This window comes from Gracilibacillus thailandensis, assembly GCF_010994055.1.
Classification (GTDB): domain Bacteria; phylum Bacillota; class Bacilli; order Bacillales; family Amphibacillaceae; genus Gracilibacillus; species Gracilibacillus lacisalsi.
In genome coordinates this window covers 30,651-47,993 of sequence record NZ_WJID01000035.1, presented here as the reverse complement: position 1 = coordinate 47,993, position 17,343 = coordinate 30,651, and the positions used below count along the sequence as shown (strand labels likewise).

Here is a 17,343-nt window from a genome sequence, read left to right as displayed (position 1 = left end):
TCACCTCTATATTAGTTTTCCTACTCACTCATTTGATATTCGAAAAATACATTTAATAAATAGTTAAGAAATTATTTATTTTTTTCTAAGGAATAAGCCTTAGTATAAGTTTTGTAATAAATAAAGATGAAGGAGTAATTATTTATGAAAAAGCAAAATGTTCAAGCATCACTCAATTGGAAACTTATTTTCATTCTTTCTTCGATAGCACTTATTAGACCTTTTTTGAGTATGTCTGGAATATCCGAGGCGATCGGAAAACCGTTCGTAAGTATCACTGCAACGATTCTTATTACTTTGATTTGGATCATCGTAGTTGTTCTACAGAATGAAGCACAGCCTCTACTAACACTAACCTTTGTTGGAATAGGTTACGGTATTCTAGCCATTATAATAAGCGGAATCTTTTCACCAATTTTAACGGGGCAGTTGCAAGGACCATTAGCGAATCCTTTTGCAATTGTTAGTGTGCTGATTACCAATGCAATATGGGGAGCCATTGCAGGCGCTATCGCAACTGCTTTCAGAAAAATAAATAAATAGTTTATATCCTCTGGCTTCCTTGAATCTCACCAATTATCCAAAGGAGGGAGGTGAGTCCTTCCGGGGATAATTAACTCTCTTCCCTGGATATCATCATTTATCCAAGGAATTGAATTTTAATGCTCTTTTTTTAATAACGCTTCTCTAATTGCTCCAAAAGCTTCTCCCATTCATGTTCGAGTTCTTCTTTTTCTTGATGCAATTGTTGCAATTTCTCCAAATCGTCCGTTTCCAGCAGTTTCTTTTCTATCGTTATTATTCTTTCCTCTGTTATTTCTATTTTTTTCTCTAAATTGTTATTTTCCATACGCTGATTAGTTGATGATGAATCTTTCTGTAAGGATGATTTCTTCTTTTTTTCAGTACGTTTCTGGACTTCTTCCCCTCTATATTCAATCATTTTCTGCTTTGCCCAATTATAATCTCCTTCAAAGTAGTAGAGAGTCTGGGCTTCAATCCAATATATTTTTGTAAATAGCTTATTAAGGAAATAACGATCATGGGAAACAGCTAAAATAGTACCTTGAAAACCTTCCAGCGCTTCTTCCAACACTTCTCTCGAGTCAATATCTAAATGATTCGTTGGTTCATCGAGAATAAGCAGATTAATATCTTGATACATCATCTGTGCTAACCTTAAACGCATTCTTTCTCCTCCGCTAAGCTGAGCAACTTTTTTAAATACATCATATCCATAAAACATAAACCTTGCTAAAATCTGTCTAGCTTCTCCTTCAGCCACTTTTACCACATCCCTAAATGTCTCGATAACTGTTTCGTCTTGTACATCAAAAAATATATTCTGAGAAAGGTAACCAATTTTGACATTGCTGCCAACCCTCACTTCTCCTTGGTCAGGCTCCAATTGTTGCAAGATTAATTTAATCAATGTTGTTTTGCCTGTTCCATTTTCCCCGATAACGGCAACTCGTTGCTGATAGGATATGTGCATATTAAGATCATGGAATAACAGCTTTTCATCGAAGGCTATTGAAACTTCTTTAAGAAGTAACACATCATTGCCGCTTCGATCTGCTCCATCCATTTGAAGGCTCATTTTTTTACGGTTTACTATTGGTCGTCGTAATTTTTCCATTCTTTCTAATGCTCTCTCCATATTTCTAGCTCTTCTATGAAGATCCGCATTTGGTGGATTGGCTCTATTTGCCCAATCTCTTAATCGTTTGATCGCTTCCTTCATTTTTTTTATTTTCTTCTGTTGCTCCTCATAGGCATGAAATTCTCGTAATAGTTTTGCCTCTTTTTCCTTAACAAAGCCTGAGAAATTAGTATGATAGGCATTTACTTCTCCATCTTCTAAGTCAATGATCTTGTTAACAACCTCATCAAGGAAATACCTATCGTGTGAAATGATAAGGACTGTTCCACTATATTCCTGAAGAAAATTACCAAGCCACTCAACTGCCATTAAATCCAAATGATTCGTTGGCTCATCCAAGAGTAACAAGTCTGGTTGTTGGAGTAACATGTAACCTAATCCGACTTTTGTTTTTTCTCCTCCACTTAGTTTGGAAAAAGGCTGGTCTAGTAATAAGGGAATGTTTAACCCTCGTACAATCCCCTCAATTCGGGACTCTATTTCATAACCACCGTGAAGGCTGAACTGATCTTGTAATTGGCCGTATTCAGTGATCAGTTTATCTAGCTTATCCGGGTGTGTTTCCTTGCTCATCTCCACCTCTAATTTTTCCATTTTTTCCTCTGTTTGTAGTAAAGAGGAAAAGGCATATCTTAGTACATCTTTTACTGTTGTTGCCTCATGATACTGAGGTATCTGTTCAAGATAACCGATCTTTGTTCCCTTTTGCCAATGGATTTGCCCTGCATCAGGTGTCTCAATACCTGCCAGTAAACGTATTAACGTTGTTTTCCCGCCACCATTTCGGCCAACTAAGCCAACACGTCCATTTTCTTTTATTTCAAATGATAAATCTTCAAAAATAGAATTCCCGCCGTACATTTTCGCTATTTTATTAACACTGCATACAATCATTTTCTAATATCCTCCTAAAAAAATATAAAAAAACGCCATGAGAAGACATTTCTTCCCATGGCGTTTTATAGACCTTCCGAAAATTCCGTTCTATAGCCATAAAAAAAGAAGAGCATGAAAAAGCTCTCCTTACAATACATCCATATATATGGGGTAAGAGATGTTTTCACTGTTTTAGCTTGCTATTGAATTGTTAAAAAAGGGCATACGTATCCCATTAACAAATTCAATCGCAAATTTTGCACGGTTAAAATAAAGAAATTCAGTCCAATAACCGTACACTAAAACAGCTTGATTCAACATCTTACCACCACCTCCGTTCATTATAGTTAGTTTAATTTTATTATTTAAAGGAATAATTTTCAAGGGATATTTTTACTTGTTCTAAAATGTTAGAATGAAAAACAGGATTTAGAAACCTAGATAACTATTTTCAAGGAAGGACTGAGTTCTTGGATTTAGCTAATATTAATTTTTTAATCATTATTCCAGTGATAGCTGTTTTAATCGTTACACTTATTTTTTCACTTATATATAAAGACAAGGAAAAACAGGATAAAGGCTTTACATTCTCTTATTTTAAGCTTAGTTACAGAAGAAAGATGATTCGTACTTTAACAAGCTCTCCGATAATAATTATTGCCATTATCACCATCTATTATTTCTCGGACTGGAGCATACCTGTTTTTATCACCTTCGTAATATTTGCTTTGCTCGTGTTTGGTGTACAATTGGGATATAACTATATAATGTGGAAAAAGAAAGAACAGAAATGATAAGTAAACACTTTATATGTCGCACGAATGTCCACTCTATTATAGAAAATCATACTAAAAATTCAATACTTTTTGATAGTAGAAAAGCAGAAAGAACATTCACTTCCTTTATGGTTAATCATGCCAAGTTCATGCGAATTATAAGTTGTCTATTGTTATTAAGAAATAGCATTCTAATGCGATGTTCATGTTATACAGGAGTTACTATCAAATTTCTGACTTGTTCATTAATAATTTAGAAACAAAATACTTCTCAAATGCCGTATTATTACGAAGCTATTTTCCTAAAGAAAAACCATCAAATAAACGGCCACCATGTGGACTTAAAACTTCATCAACTAGCATGATTATTTTGTCTATGTGATTAATTTTATAAAAAGTATCAAACGCATCTACAAATCTTTCAGCAAACTCTTCATCATAATTTTTCAATGAACGTATGACCCATTTAGAATCACCGATCCACTTATTATTGGTCCTAAGCACAAATTCGCTTACTTGTTCAGCAAGTTTATTCACTATAAATAGAGATTCTGCTCGATCAAGAGATCCAATTAAATCGTCTAGGGCATCGGTTATAAAGTATCTTTTCGTATTTATAGTTTCTTCTGACCATTTTTTTGGACCTTTATCTAGTAATTCCTTAGCTTCATTCTTAATGGCTGCTATTATTCCTTTATCTATAATAACTTCCCCTTCCACTACCATTCTTGGTAATGCTGGTCTTGCACTTTCACAGTCACTTACAAAAAAATCTTTATAGGAAGTTAGGTTATGGACAAAAATTTCGATATTCCAACCCAAATCAATGATAGACTCCCTATAAGCTGATTGAATATTTCGATCAAATATGACAATATCTAAATCAGATGTTTTAGTTGCTTCTCCTCGAATCACACTTCCTGCTAAAAGTGCGCCCTGACAATTTCTAAAACGATTTTGTATGAACTTACCTGCCGCTTCTCTTGGTGATAACCTGTTATATCCTTCCATGTCCATCACCCCTTTTCGAGACTTCAATTCAAGTTTACATTCAGAATATACTAATTCAACGTAAATGCGCAACGCCTTGTATAAAAAAAGTCCAGCTACTTTTTGTACGTAACTGAACCATTTTTCATTATTTATTTCAACAAATCATATTGTTTCACAACTTCTTGCGTAATTTCACTATCTTCTGCAAGATTACTCACTTCCTGCAACACTTTGGCAATTCCGCTTTCTTCGATCATCGCTTGAAGTTTTACTGCTTCTTCATCCTCTTGATGGTCAAATAATAGCGCAGCAGCAATGGCTTTTGCTAAGTTTGTAAACGGCAAGCCTGCTTTGTGTGCTTCTGTTGCAGGACGAACCAAACGATCTTCTGGTCCAAGTTTTCGGATTGGAGCACGGCCTACTCTTGTTACACCATCATTTAAATATCGATTTTTGAATCTCTCGACAATTTTGCGAATATAGTTAAAGTGCTCTTCTCCGTCTAAACCATATTGCTTCACTAAGTAATCACCAGTCTCTTTTAACGTTGCTTCCACTTGTTTCTCGATTGCTTCATCTGCTAAGGTTTTATCAATCGTTGACTTGCCATTTAAGTAGCCAAGGTAGGCAATGACTGCATGTCCTGTATTAACCGTAAATAGCTTTCGCTCAATAAAAGGAGCAAGCTCATCAACAATCGTCATTCCTTCAACAGCTGGTATATCCTCTGTCGTTTCTACAACCCACTCATAATAAGGTTCTACTAATACATCAAGTGATTCATTATCTTCTTGGATTGGTACAATACGGTCAACAGCAGAATTAAAGAACTGCACTCGTCCTGCTAATCTTTCTTTTGTATCTTCATCAAGATTGTCTAAAATGTGTTGCTTCAAAATATCTGTTGCACCGATCTGATTTTCACAAGCAATTACATATAGCTTTTCTTCTGTTTGGTACACTCGTTCAGAGATACCACGTGCAATTAACGGTGCAATTCTTGGCAAAATGTTAGGACCGATAGCAGTGGTCAAATAGGTTGCGTTTGTAATTGCTTCGATCACTTCATTTTCCTGGGTCATATTATTGAGGCCAGATACATGGTTAATCGTAGTTGTTTCTTGTTTATCTGTTGCTAACTGTACTTGATAGCTCTTTTGTTCATTTAATTGATTGATGATTTTATCGGCAATATCAACAAAAGTTACATGATATCCTGACTCAGAAAATAATGCTCCGATAAAACCTCTACCGATGTTTCCTGCACCAAAATGAACTGCTTGTTTCATGACGATCATTCCTTTATCCATTTATTTTGAAGGTAATCTGAAAATAACTCCTCTAGCTTACCTTTAATCATTGCTTCACTTGATGACGAAAAAATCATCAATGCTGCATCATTCTCAATCAGACTAGTACTGATGAGACTTAATATTTCTTGTTCTTTTAAACTTAGATTTTCGGGAGATAGCATTAATAGTACATTTTTTAACTGTACTTCCTTGCCATCCATACCTTTAATTACACAAGGATGTTCTAAATGACAAACTTGAAAAATAAGCTGTTGAACACTGTTATCACGGCAGTGAAACAATCCCATATTCGTACCTGGAATTCCTAGACCGCCCACTTTCTCCCTTTCCTGTAGCTTCTCAAAAACTTTAGTAGCATCTGTAATTAATCCTTCTTGTTCTAATTCTGCTGTCATCTCTTTTAACACTTGCTGATAATCGGTGTTAACCTTCCAATATATGCGTAAATTATTCAAGATGGATTCGATACTGGTTTGAACATCTTTCATCTCCTGTAAAACATCTTGCAAGCTTGATGGTGCTTGTAAGTTCACTTTACCTTTGTCCTTCACATACTCATTCTTACTGGTTAATTGTTGAATATTATTCTGCAGGAAGCTGCGAATCATTTCGATGTCTTCATCACTTAATAACGGTGATACTAAGATATAGTGAACATCATCAAACGGAAGCCTGACAGTGGAAATAACAAGATCAAACTTATCTAAATTTGACATCTCCATTTCTTTCATGGATTTGATCTCAACAGAATTAATTTCCGTAAATTCTTTTTGAATCCGACTTGCTAGCATCTTGGAGGTACCTATTCCGGTTGGACAAACAATAACAGCATGTATCGCTGTCTTCTCTTCATTCATTAATAATGCCGAGCCAAAATGCAGAACGATAAAAGCAATTTCATCGTCTGGGAAGCTGATGTCAGGAAATTCTTTCTCCAAACTATTCCGAACAGCCATAAATAACACGGGATATTTCTTATTTATTTGTTCTGTTAATGGATTAAACAATCCCATCTGATGCTTTAGCCGAAAGATTGAAGGTTCCATATGGGCTAGCAAGCCCTGAAATAATGAAAAATCTCGAGATAAATCAACATGCAATTGGCTGGAAACATCTTGAATAATATTCTTGATAATCTGCCCGAGCATAATACTGTCATAATCTACCGTCTCAGAATCTTGCAATTTGGACCCTTTTAAAATAACCGCTAAATAATGAACATCTTTTTTGGTTAATGGGATCGATAATTCGGATTTTAAATCGTCGCATAACTGACTAATTAGCTCAAATGCTCTTGTCGATTCTTCATCATCTAGTTTTGTTGCTTCCTCCAGCACAAAATCATGCTCTACCCGTTGCAACGTTATTGCTATGTGAACGATAAGCCCTAAGTAATCATTATCTGCTAATCTTGTTTGCCCTCTGTCAAACAAATGATGTACCATCTCATCAATTACGACAAGATAATCCGGAGAAAAGTAACTGAGTACAGAATCTTCTAATTGATTATTCCTTTGCAATAGATACAAACTTGCTAATAGCTCTTCATGGAAATGAAACAAAAAATAAGTTGCTAATGCTTGGCGCATATTCGCTTCACTACCAGCTATACTGACACCGACACCTCTTTTTCGTGTCAATTCGATCGAAAAATTCGCTAACCAATCTGTCAAATCATCCAAATAAGAAGCAAGCGTTGTAACACTTACTCCTAGCTGTTTTGCCAGGACCTGCGCCTTAAAAAACGATCCTTCATGTAATAATGTAATGAGTAGTTGCAGCTTTTTTTCTTCAGGTGTTTCATCTGTTGGATGTACATGGTACAACTGCTGCATTAGCTTAAAAATATTCTCATTTTTTCCATCAATCATCAGACCATCATTGGTTGTACGCTTCAATTGTAATTCAAAGGACTTCAAAATGTTTTCAACAGCCTTCAAATCACGCTGTACGGTTCTAACACTTACATGAAGATAGCTTGCAAGTGAATGTGGTGTGTGCTTACCAGACGTCTTCATTACTAAATCAATGATTGATTTTTCTCTTGACGTTATAAACATGCTACCCACTCGTTTCTTTTTTTAAATTCTCAGGTAATATAACAGAATAGAAAGACAGTAACATACCATCTTTCTACTCTTTTATGGATCATTTACTATTGATAATGCCTAACAATTCTTTCGTTGTTTGCGCTTGTACCATCTGTTCAATATTTTCTTCATCTGAACAAACCACAGCGATACCAGAAAGAATATCTAAGTGCGTACCATCTTTTCCTGCGATACCAAAGATTAGTTTCGCTTCTTGACCATCAAAGTCAACACCATTCGGTACTTGAAGAACAGTAAACCCTGAACGTAATACCGCTTTTTTCGCTTCTTCTGTACCATGTGGAATTGCGACATTATTTCCCATGTAAGTTGAAGTCACATTTTCACGATCGATCATCGCATCCACATAACTTTCTTCTACATAACCGTTTTTAACTAACACTTCACCTGCGAAACGAATAGCCTCTTCCTTCGTAGCAAATTCCTGATTAAGGAAGATATTCTCTTCACGCAACAAGTCGTCATCATCGTGAGCGTGATCTGCAGCCGTTACTTCCGCCTCTGTTTCTTCAACCATTTCAGCTTGTTCTTCAGAGACACCATTTTGCAGACTGTCAATTAACTTGTCATATTCCGGACTTGATAAGAAGTTATCAACTGAAATGTGATAAGCATTAGGTAATTTATCTTTCGCACGTGGAGTTAATTCTTCTTGTGTAATAACTATCTGTGCATCATTTGGTAAATTACTAATTGCTGTATTGGTGACAGAAACGTCTAAATCTGCAGCTTTCACTTTTTTACGTAATAAGGAAGCTCCCATTGCACTTGAACCCATTCCGGCATCACAAGCAAAAACGATTTTGTTTACACTTTCCGGAAGCGTTCCTGGATTAGATTGCAGTGCTCCAGCAACAGAACTTTTCTTTCCTTTCATTTCTTGCATTTTTTGTGTAGCTTCTTCAATATCTTCGTCTTCTTGTTTACTTGATTTTAACACAAATCCAGAAATAACGAACGAAACAATAGTAGCTACGATTACAGCAGCAAAGTTGGCGAAATAAACACTTCCTTTACCAGGTGTAACGGCAGCAATCGCAAATATACTACCTGGTGATGCAGGAGCTGATAAACCTCCACCTAATAGTACTAAGGTGAAAATCCCACTCATACCACCTAGAATAACAGCAATTAACAGCAGCGGGCGCATTAATACATATGGGAAGTAGATTTCATGAATACCCCCGAAGAAATGAATGATTCCTGCTCCCGGAGCTGATTGTTTTGCAGTACCTTTTCCAAACAGCATAAATGCTAATAAAACTCCAAGACCTGGTCCAGGGTTTGCTTCTAATAAGAAAAGAATAGATTCACCTGTACTTCTAGCCTGTTCCAGTCCAATTGGAGAAAGAATCCCATGATTGATTGCATTATTTAAGAATAAAATTTTGGCAGGTTCGATAAAAATACTTGTTAATGGTAATAATCCTGCACTAATTAACCAATCCACACCTGCAACTAGTAGTTGAGTAAATCCATTTACAGCTGGGCCAATACCCAAGAATGAAAGAATCGCAAGTAGTCCACCAAGAATCCCAGCTGAAAAATTGTTCACCAACATTTCAAAACCAGATCTAATTTTTCCTTCTATTGCTTGATCAAACTTTTTAATTACGTAACCACCAAGCGGCCCCATAATCATGGCACCTAAGAACATCGGTGTATCTGGTGCACCTACAATAACCCCCATTGTAGCGATCGCACCTACGACACCGCCACGCTGGTCATGAATCAATTTACCACCTGTGTAACCGATTAACAATGGTAGCAAGTAAAACACCATTGGATCAACTAATTTTGCAAGGTTTTCATTCGGAAGAAAACCATCTGCAATAAATAACGCAGTAATAAGTCCCCATGCAATAAATGCACCAATGTTTGGCAGTACCATCGAACTAAGGAAGTTACCAAACTGCTGGACTTTTACCTTTATGTTTGACTGAGCCATTATATTTCTCCCTTTCCATGTAGTTTTTTATATCCCTCAAATAAATCATATGACACAGTTATCCTACCTTCAAGATACTTGAAAACTAACTTTGTCGCACGGCTGATGACAAACCTATTTTTTCTTGACAGAATACGCTTTATACACCAATTGTATATTATTCCTTAGTGTGATTGATTCTCTTATTTGACCGAGGTTGTTTTGAACTCATCAGCTGCATCCCTTCATATTTTCATCATGGATTTGTCGAAAATTATCCATAGTAAAAAGGGGGGTGATCTGTTATAAAAGAGATATATTATTGTTAGATAACTGAAAGGAAGATGAAAAATGTTTAAACGAAGCTTTTTCTTTATTATTGTATTACTGACTGTTCTCCCAACTATTGTTGGTGCACATACCCACTTAGAGACCTCTGATCCAGAAGAAAATTCGGTCTTGAATGAAGATACAGGAACCATTACGTTAAAGTTTGAATCGACAGTCCAAGAACTAAATGAAATCACCTTAACACATGAAAATGGAGAAGAATTACAACTAGAGGAAGTTACCCATGAACCAGCAGACACATTCGTTGTCACGCTTCCAGATTCATTGAAAGATGGAAATTACTCGTTGTTTTACAGTATTGTTGGTGAAGACGGACATGTGATGGAACAAGAGTTAGCTTATCAATTTGAAAGTGTAGAGGAAGAGAAAACGGAAGAAGCCATTGATGATCAAGAAATATCAGAAGAGGCTACTGAAGAAACTATAGAAGAAGAATTAATTGAAACAGACCCAGCGAAGGAAAATGAAGCTAACGACGCTACTGATCAGGAGAATGAAAATAACACACTGATAGTTGTATTCGCAATTGCCCTTGTCATTGTTGCTATTCTCGCCATCCTCCTGCTTAGGAAGAAGAAAAAATGATTGTATCGATAAGTAATGGCTTGCTATACATTTGTTTCGCCATTCTTATGGGAGTATGTTTGCTTGGGGTTATTCCTAAGGATAAGAAAACATCTGTCGACATACCAAAGAAAACAATGGCTATAGCCATTATCCTTATCCCTTTACTTTCATTTATTTCATTGTTCGATCTTGCCTTTTCACTGAACCATTACAGAGAAGAGCCTATTATCGCAAGTATAGGTTATGTGATCACCAATATCGCTCTAGGACAAGCTTGGCTAGCATTAAGTGTGTTAGCTCTTCTATTTATCATTTTATTATTTGTGTTACGTCACAATAATACAATAATAATTTTGTATACGATTGGGCTGTTCTTAACGTTCGGAATGTTATTAACACAGGCTATCGTTGGGCATTCAGCCAGTATGGGAAGCTATCCTGGAGCGACAGCACATTTGTTTCATTATACGGCTGTTACTGCTTGGATTGGCGTATTATTTATCACCAGTTGGTTCTCAAAGAATAATGACAATTGGCAGAAGTTTATTAGTTGGTTTACCCCATTTGCCATTGGCTGTGTAACTATTTTAGCTTTATCTGGAATGTTTATGAACTATTTTCTAAACGAAAATTTCGTTAATTCATGGACATTGCCATATGGCCAAGCATTATTATGGAAGGTTTTATTGTTTATTCCGATTCTCTTTTTCGCCTTTATCAATAGCGTGCTTATTCGAAAAAGAGTAAAGCAGGATGCACAATATTCTCCTATAAATTGGTGGCGGGCAGAAAGCCTCATTATCTTAATTGTTATTGCGGTAACGGCAATTATGACTGAGCAAGAACCACCACACAACATAGAACAGACACTGCAAGCAGGAGAATCGTCCATTTTATTTCAGACATTCGCTTCTGTTCCCGCCACTACAGATATAATCTTAGAGTTAAACGGTCAAAGTATATTATTCTTACTAATAGGTCTTTTGTTTTTAGGCTGTATACTCTACACTTTCGTCCAAAAAACTTCTCCTTATATAGCTCTAGTTATGGCCGGACTTGGTGCCACAAGTCTGTACTTTGGATTAATGAATGCTGTGGCGATCTAAAAGACTAAAAAAATCACTCAGGTATATCTTGAGTGATTTTTTTATGAATGGGACACAACTTCTTTGATAGGAATTGTTATATTTTGTCATCACGTTTGTACTTTCAACCCTCTTAAATTCTTTTTATATGTAACAATAAACACTCCGGTAATAACGAGTAACATACCAAAAAGTTGTTCCCATTTTACACTTTCTCCATACAAGACAACAGCAATCCAACCAGCATTAATTGGAACAAGATTCATGTAAATACTCGCTTTACTCGCACCAATCTGGTGAATCCCCATATTCCAAAGAAGAAAGCCAATGACAGTTGCAAAAACGACCATGTAGATCATCTCCAGCCATGATTGACCAGACATAGCTAATACTGCTTTCCATTCTCCGTCGAAAAATGAGCCTATCGCAAGAAAGATCGAACCAATTAAAGTAGTAATAGTTGTTGTAAATAATGGAGAAACCCCTTGCCCTTGCATCACAATTTTTCCTATTAACCCGTGGATAACCCAACTAGCTAAAGCCGCCATAAACAATAAATCTCCCTTGTTAAAGGAGAGGGAAAGTAAAGTTTGAAAGGACCCTTGCATAATGACAAGAACTACACCTGTTAACGATAGAAATAAGCCAACTCCTAAACGTTTGTTCCATATTTCACTCAAAAAGAAAATCGCCCCTAATGTAATGAAAACAGGAGAAGTTGCCATAATTAAAGAGCCATTAACCGCATTGGTATATTTTAAAGCAATAAAGAAGAAAGCATTATAGCTGAATATTCCCGTAATTGCCATCAAAAAAAGACCGAACCATCGTCTTCTTAATACTTTCCAATTCCATTCACCACGTAGTAAAACAATAATCAATAATAACAGTCCAGCGGAACCAAATCGTAATGTTGCTGCTATTAGTGGTGAAATTTCCGTAATAACGTGTTGAGCTGTTCCAAAAGCTCCACCCCAAAAGAGTGGAACCAAAAATAATAGAAAATAAATTTTTTTGCTCTTTTCTTCAGATTGAATACTCACTTTTCTTACTTCCTTCCTAGCTAACTGCTTGGTATCTGTATACCTGTTTATCTACTAATTACCTGAAATAGATCCAAAATGAGTTTCCTCACCATTATTAAAAAGTTTAATAGTCTCATAATTTTTATCTACCTTTATCTCATAAAACAACTCATTGCTGAATGCTTCATCTGAATAGTTCGACGTTTGATCACTTTCATATGATAAACTTATTGTTTCACGATCTGCTTTGACATTAAAATTAGTAAAGTGAACAGCCTTTTCACCTTGTTTTACATTCGAACCGTTGAGATATACAAAGATAGAGCTATTTTGGTTATCAAAGTAGAGGTGAACACCATTTTGTTCGTTAACGTCATGAAAAAACGATTGGATATCCTTGCTAAGACTACCGTCACTCTTTTCAGTGAGCGACAAAGATAAGTCCGAATTACATCCAACTAGAAGAACAATCCCCAAAAGAATAACAAACAAAAACCTTCTGAACATAACTCCCTCGTTCCCTTTCCATTTAAATGGAAACCATTCTCTTTATTGAAGCATCACCAAAAATAGCATACCACTCCATATACGATTTGGCATGCTATTTGATTAGTTATTTAGTTTTCAGCTTTTCTTCAGCAAAATTGAACCATTAATTCTCTTTTAATTTTTCAAGCATCTGCCTATTAAATCCTTTCGCAATCAGCCAGACTGCCAAGCTTATTTCATAAACACCTACTGGTAAGGCGATCAAAGCTTTTGCTGTTGACCATTGCTCCACCACTCCGAACATTTCCAGCATCCCAGCAATAAATACTGAAATAGCGGTGATCATGCCAAATCCTGCTAATGGTCGAGGTATAAGTCTCGTTCTGAATAATATATAACTATACATGAACGTGTTGATCCCTAACATTAAGTTAGGTCCTAAAATAAATATCCACTGGTGAACAGCTTGCAACATATAACCAGTATCATCATTGATTAGTTGACCTGCATCATGATAAATACTCAATTGTAAAAGAGCTAAAATACTTACCGTACCTATAGCAACAAAGACGGTTTCCATAAAACGAAAACTAAATTGAGCTAAAGCAATATGTTCGTTCCAGTGACGCAGATACGGATAGAATAATACAGCGGTCCCTATCATGGATACAATCAAAGCTATTTCATTTAGTACACCCATTAATATTTGTAACTCTAGCCCATTGCCCACAGCCATATACCATTGTTCTGATAAAACTGGATCATAAAGAATAACAGCTATAATTGAGGTAACCGCAGCTGTAATATATAAAATACCTAAAATCATTCCATTCATTCTGTCTTTTGTCATACTATTTTCCTCCTTAAAATAATTCACCTATGATATAATAATTACACAATCATTTAAGATTAGAGGCGTTAATTATGGACCATTATGAAGTCATCGAGCGTGCTTTAAAATACATTGAAGACAATATCGAAGAACCATTATCCGTGGAGTCTGTAGCTGATTCTTTCAACATGTCCAAATACTATTTTCATAGACTTTTTTCTGCGATGATGGGTTATTCATTAAATCATTACATCTTAACCAGAAGACTGAATGCTTCCCTAAAATTAATGCAAAACGATGATTTATCACTCACAGATATTGCCTATCAACTTAACTTCGGAACGCAAGCATCTTTTACCCGTGCCTTTAAACGCCAATATGGTATAGCACCAAGTTCTCAAAGAGGAAAAGGGCACAACAGCCTACCTCAAGTACCTATCCCTCCAGTTGTAAGTAGACCAATTAAAAACATCAATGGTGATATCGTCACCGATTTTACCCTTACAGAATTTCCAACCATTGAGTTGAATGGAATTGCTTTTGAAGTGGATCTAGCAACAGAAGATTATAGATCAAAAATTCGCTCTCATTCCAAATTGCTGTTAAACAATATTGACGAAGCAATTCAAGGATCATGTTATGTCATCTATTCAGATTGTCAGCCTAATTCCACTCGTTTCAAGGTTCTCTTTGGGATTTCACAGGATATAAAAATAGATCACCCACACTTTTTCACCGTGAATGTACCGCAGCTTTTTTGTGCTAAGTTCAAATATTCTGGTGACCTAATTGATATCAGCGAGGTTTTAAAAACGGATTACGCAAGGTTTTTAAAAATCTCCAAACAAGAAACAGGAGATTCTCATATCGAACTTGTGCAAGTTTTTGAAGACATTCACCAACTGGACTCCACTTATCATATCTATACTCCGATCAAAAAGTTACAAATGGATACTGATATTTAATATGATTGAAGTAATTCATCCTCCTTTCCTTTTAAATCACTTTGTATACTTATAAAATAATGGAAAAGTTTTCGTTATACTTTCCATTTCTTGCTGTAACGATATCAAGGTTAACAGGCTGCCATAATATAATGTTGTAGTTGGCTTAAATGTGTTATGCGAAGTTTTGTATTTTTTTGGAAGGTAGAAACTGTTTACTTCCTATAATTCCCTTTCCATTACAAATATAATATTTGGAAAAAAATGAAACTTTTATACTATATAGCATAATGGAAAGTTATGGTATTCTTATTCAGGTATAGAATGGAAAGGGGAAAAAGAATGAAACTAGGTAATATTTTTACGGGACTATCTATTATTTTGCTTTTTGGAATAGTTGGATGCGGTAGTGATGACGCTTCAGGATCAAAAGGAGGATCAGGTGAATTTAAAGAGATAGCTTCCCTTGATGTAGAAGGTCATCTTGCACCACATAATTTTTTCATAAGCGATGATGGTGAAATTTTAAATTATGGGGAACAGGATGAAAGTCTTAGCGAACCAGATCGGATGAAGGTATGGGTTGATGGAGAGACTGAAGAACTTGATATGGAAACCTTTGATCACTTTTCATATTTACATCCTGAAGGTAACATTTATTCAACTATAAATGACCCGAATAATGAAACAACTCCATACACTCTTGTGAAATATGATCCGCGAACAGGGGAATCTGAAGAGTTTTTAAAAACGGTTGAAGCTGAAGACTTCTTTCACGTAGGGCCAGGGTATGTAAGTGAAAAAGAAGGATTAATTCCAGTGAGAAGTGATGGATATGATGAATTGAATTTTTATCTATGGGATTATCAAAACGATGAAATAGAAATGTATGAGTTGACGGAAGAATTATATGACCTATTTGGTGAAATAGAACGAACTCATGAACCAAAACTAGCTTTATCACGTGATGCAAAATCATTGTATATCAGTTACACGGAAGGAATTTCACACTATAATACGGAAACAGGTGAATTAAATGAAGTGTCCATTGGTGAGGAGATGGATGCTAATTCAGTCAAAGTAACCTTAGATAATCAATATGCTGTCACACGAAAATATACGGGAAGTGAAGATATAATAGGCCTCGCTAACTTTTATATTACAGACAGAGACAGTTTTGAGCAAAAAGAAATTGGTGAAGGTACAGAAGTCTTTCCAATTGCTGACGGTAAAATAGTAATGCAAAAAGAAAATGAACTGACAGTTTATGATATAGAATCTGAGGAAACATCTCCATTTTATACGATTGAACTTGGAGAAGAAGAAGATCTTAAAAAAGTGGTAGTAAGTTGTGATGGAAACACTATCGCCTATGGCTATGAAAAAGAGGAAGAAGAGGAAGATAAGACGACGATCAAGATAATACGTCGTTAAATGATTAGTCTTCCTTTACCTCTGCAAGAACTTAGACAGACCAAGACCGTTCATGTTTGAGCATCTACGGTCTTTTAATGTCCTAAGACTAAGGTGCAGTAGGACTACTACACCCTCACTTACACAGTTGATAATACGCAAAATTTTGTACTCTCTTTCTATACGTTTAGTACATCTAATTCTTTTTTTATTTGAGTGATGACATATTCACGATCAGATGGATTGTTCTCAAAATCTAATTGATCCACATTAATTTTCAAAACAGGCGATGCGTCATATGCTTCAAAATATTCTCTGTATTCTTTATTCAACCTCTCCCAATATGCATCTTCTGTATCAACTTCATAACTTCTGCCACGTTTATTAATACGACGAATCGCTTCATCTGTTGATATTTCAAGATATATCATTAATGCAGGTGGCTCACAGTGCTCTATCATATTTTTGAATAAATCTAAATAAATGTTAAATTCCTCTTCAGACATTTCACCATTATCTTTTAGCATTTTGGCAAAAATAACATCTCCATAAATAGAGCGATCCAACACTGCCTTGTTCAATTTACTAGCATTTTTTATATGTTTGAACCGTTCATTCAAGAAGAATACTTGTAAAGGAAAGCTGTACCGTTCACGGTCATAATAAAATCTATCTAAAATTGGATTATTCACAACGGGTTCTTCAAATGGTGTATACCCTAACTCGTTTACAACTATATCCATTAAAGTTGTCTTCCCTACACCTACTACACCATCTATCGTAATCATTTTCCATCCATCTCCTTCTGTCCTTTTTAACCTTTTTAAACAATCTTGATAAAAGCTTTTCATTCTATTTAGCCCCTTTAAAAAAATCTAGAACCCGTATCCCTCGAAGCTATGTAAATAATAAAGTGAAACTTTCCCCCACTTAGCAGTTAAAGCTTGAAGTGGCGGTCATACAGACATTAGCACCGTG

The 17,343-nt window shown here is 35.7% G+C and carries 16 protein-coding genes; 6 read left to right on the top strand and 10 right to left on the bottom strand.

Features of this window, described 5'->3' with window-relative positions:
- Positions 1 to 144: 144 nt before the first annotated feature.
- Positions 145 to 543: a hypothetical protein gene (locus tag GH715_RS11725; RefSeq protein WP_153835428.1), complete on the top strand. Its 399-nt coding sequence runs from the start codon at positions 145 to 147 to the stop codon at positions 541 to 543.
- Positions 544 to 673: 130 nt separating this feature from the next.
- On the opposite strand, the gene abc-f is transcribed toward GH715_RS11725, so the two are convergent.
- Together abc-f and GH715_RS21880 are read right to left on the bottom strand one after the other, a co-directional pair.
- Positions 674 to 2,557 carry a ribosomal protection-like ABC-F family protein gene (gene abc-f / locus GH715_RS11720; RefSeq protein WP_153835429.1) on the bottom strand — a complete coding sequence of 628 codons (1,884 nt, stop codon included), beginning with the start codon at positions 2,555 to 2,557 and terminating at the stop codon, positions 674 to 676.
- Between the two features lie 174 nt (positions 2,558 to 2,731).
- Positions 2,732 to 2,860, bottom strand: a complete 129-nt coding sequence (locus GH715_RS21880) for an RAxF-45 family protein (RefSeq protein WP_272953889.1) — start codon at positions 2,858 to 2,860, stop codon at positions 2,732 to 2,734.
- A 149-nt stretch (positions 2,861 to 3,009) separates the two neighbouring features.
- Between GH715_RS21880 and GH715_RS11715 the strand changes: the two genes are divergently transcribed.
- Positions 3,010 to 3,333 (top strand): ATPase, encoded by a 324-nt coding sequence (locus GH715_RS11715; RefSeq protein WP_153835430.1) that lies wholly within the window; start codon positions 3,010 to 3,012, stop codon positions 3,331 to 3,333.
- Between the two features lie 276 nt (positions 3,334 to 3,609).
- Here the strand turns inward: GH715_RS11715 and GH715_RS11710 are convergent, their stop codons facing one another.
- The 4 genes from GH715_RS11710 to GH715_RS11695 form a co-directional block, all read right to left on the bottom strand.
- Positions 3,610 to 4,326 (bottom strand): nucleotidyltransferase domain-containing protein, encoded by a 717-nt coding sequence (locus GH715_RS11710; RefSeq protein ID WP_153835431.1) that lies wholly within the window; start codon positions 4,324 to 4,326, stop codon positions 3,610 to 3,612.
- A gap of 131 nt (positions 4,327 to 4,457) precedes the next feature.
- Positions 4,458 to 5,597: a mannitol-1-phosphate 5-dehydrogenase gene (locus tag GH715_RS11705; protein WP_153835432.1), complete on the bottom strand. Its 1,140-nt coding sequence runs from the start codon at positions 5,595 to 5,597 to the stop codon at positions 4,458 to 4,460.
- Between the two features lie 5 nt (positions 5,598 to 5,602).
- Positions 5,603 to 7,681: a BglG family transcription antiterminator gene (locus GH715_RS11700; protein WP_153835433.1), complete on the bottom strand. Its 2,079-nt coding sequence runs from the start codon at positions 7,679 to 7,681 to the stop codon at positions 5,603 to 5,605.
- A gap of 88 nt (positions 7,682 to 7,769) precedes the next feature.
- On the bottom strand, positions 7,770 to 9,680 hold the full coding sequence (locus GH715_RS11695) for a PTS mannitol transporter subunit IICBA (protein ID WP_153835434.1): 1,911 nt from the start codon (positions 9,678 to 9,680) through the stop codon (positions 7,770 to 7,772).
- A gap of 330 nt (positions 9,681 to 10,010) precedes the next feature.
- Between GH715_RS11695 and GH715_RS11690 the strand changes: the two genes are divergently transcribed.
- Together GH715_RS11690 and GH715_RS11685 are read left to right on the top strand one after the other, a co-directional pair.
- A complete protein-coding gene (locus GH715_RS11690; protein WP_153835435.1) occupies positions 10,011 to 10,595 on the top strand; it encodes a copper resistance CopC family protein in 585 nt (194 codons plus the stop codon).
- The gene (locus GH715_RS11685; protein WP_153835436.1) at positions 10,592 to 11,683 is read left to right on the top strand and encodes a copper resistance D family protein; all 1,092 of its coding nucleotides are present in this window, start codon (positions 10,592 to 10,594) and stop codon (positions 11,681 to 11,683) included. The genes GH715_RS11690 and GH715_RS11685 overlap by 4 nt, the downstream gene beginning before the upstream one ends.
- Before the next feature lie 89 nt (positions 11,684 to 11,772).
- On the opposite strand, the gene GH715_RS11680 is transcribed toward GH715_RS11685, so the two are convergent.
- The 3 genes from GH715_RS11680 to GH715_RS11670 all read right to left on the bottom strand — a co-directional run bounded on the left by GH715_RS11680 (position 11,773) and on the right by GH715_RS11670 (position 14,026).
- A complete protein-coding gene (locus GH715_RS11680; RefSeq protein ID WP_205601852.1) occupies positions 11,773 to 12,705 on the bottom strand; it encodes a DMT family transporter in 933 nt (310 codons plus the stop codon).
- Between the two features lie 54 nt (positions 12,706 to 12,759).
- A complete protein-coding gene (locus GH715_RS11675) occupies positions 12,760 to 13,194 on the bottom strand; it encodes a hypothetical protein (protein ID WP_153835437.1) in 435 nt (144 codons plus the stop codon).
- 145 nt (positions 13,195 to 13,339) lie between these two features.
- On the bottom strand, positions 13,340 to 14,026 hold the full coding sequence (locus tag GH715_RS11670) for a DUF4386 domain-containing protein (protein WP_153835438.1): 687 nt from the start codon (positions 14,024 to 14,026) through the stop codon (positions 13,340 to 13,342).
- Between the two features lie 74 nt (positions 14,027 to 14,100).
- On the opposite strand from GH715_RS11670, the gene GH715_RS11665 reads away from it, so the two are divergent.
- Positions 14,101 to 14,973: a helix-turn-helix transcriptional regulator gene (locus GH715_RS11665; RefSeq protein WP_153835439.1), complete on the top strand. Its 873-nt coding sequence runs from the start codon at positions 14,101 to 14,103 to the stop codon at positions 14,971 to 14,973.
- Between the two features lie 321 nt (positions 14,974 to 15,294).
- Positions 15,295 to 16,386, top strand: coding sequence for a hypothetical protein (locus GH715_RS11660; protein WP_153835440.1), 1,092 nt, complete (start codon positions 15,295 to 15,297; stop codon positions 16,384 to 16,386).
- A gap of 158 nt (positions 16,387 to 16,544) precedes the next feature.
- On the opposite strand, the gene GH715_RS11655 is transcribed toward GH715_RS11660, so the two are convergent.
- Positions 16,545 to 17,216 carry a deoxynucleoside kinase gene (locus GH715_RS11655; protein ID WP_153835441.1) on the bottom strand — a complete coding sequence of 224 codons (672 nt, stop codon included), beginning with the start codon at positions 17,214 to 17,216 and terminating at the stop codon, positions 16,545 to 16,547.
- Between the last annotated feature and the right edge of the window lie 127 nt (positions 17,217 to 17,343).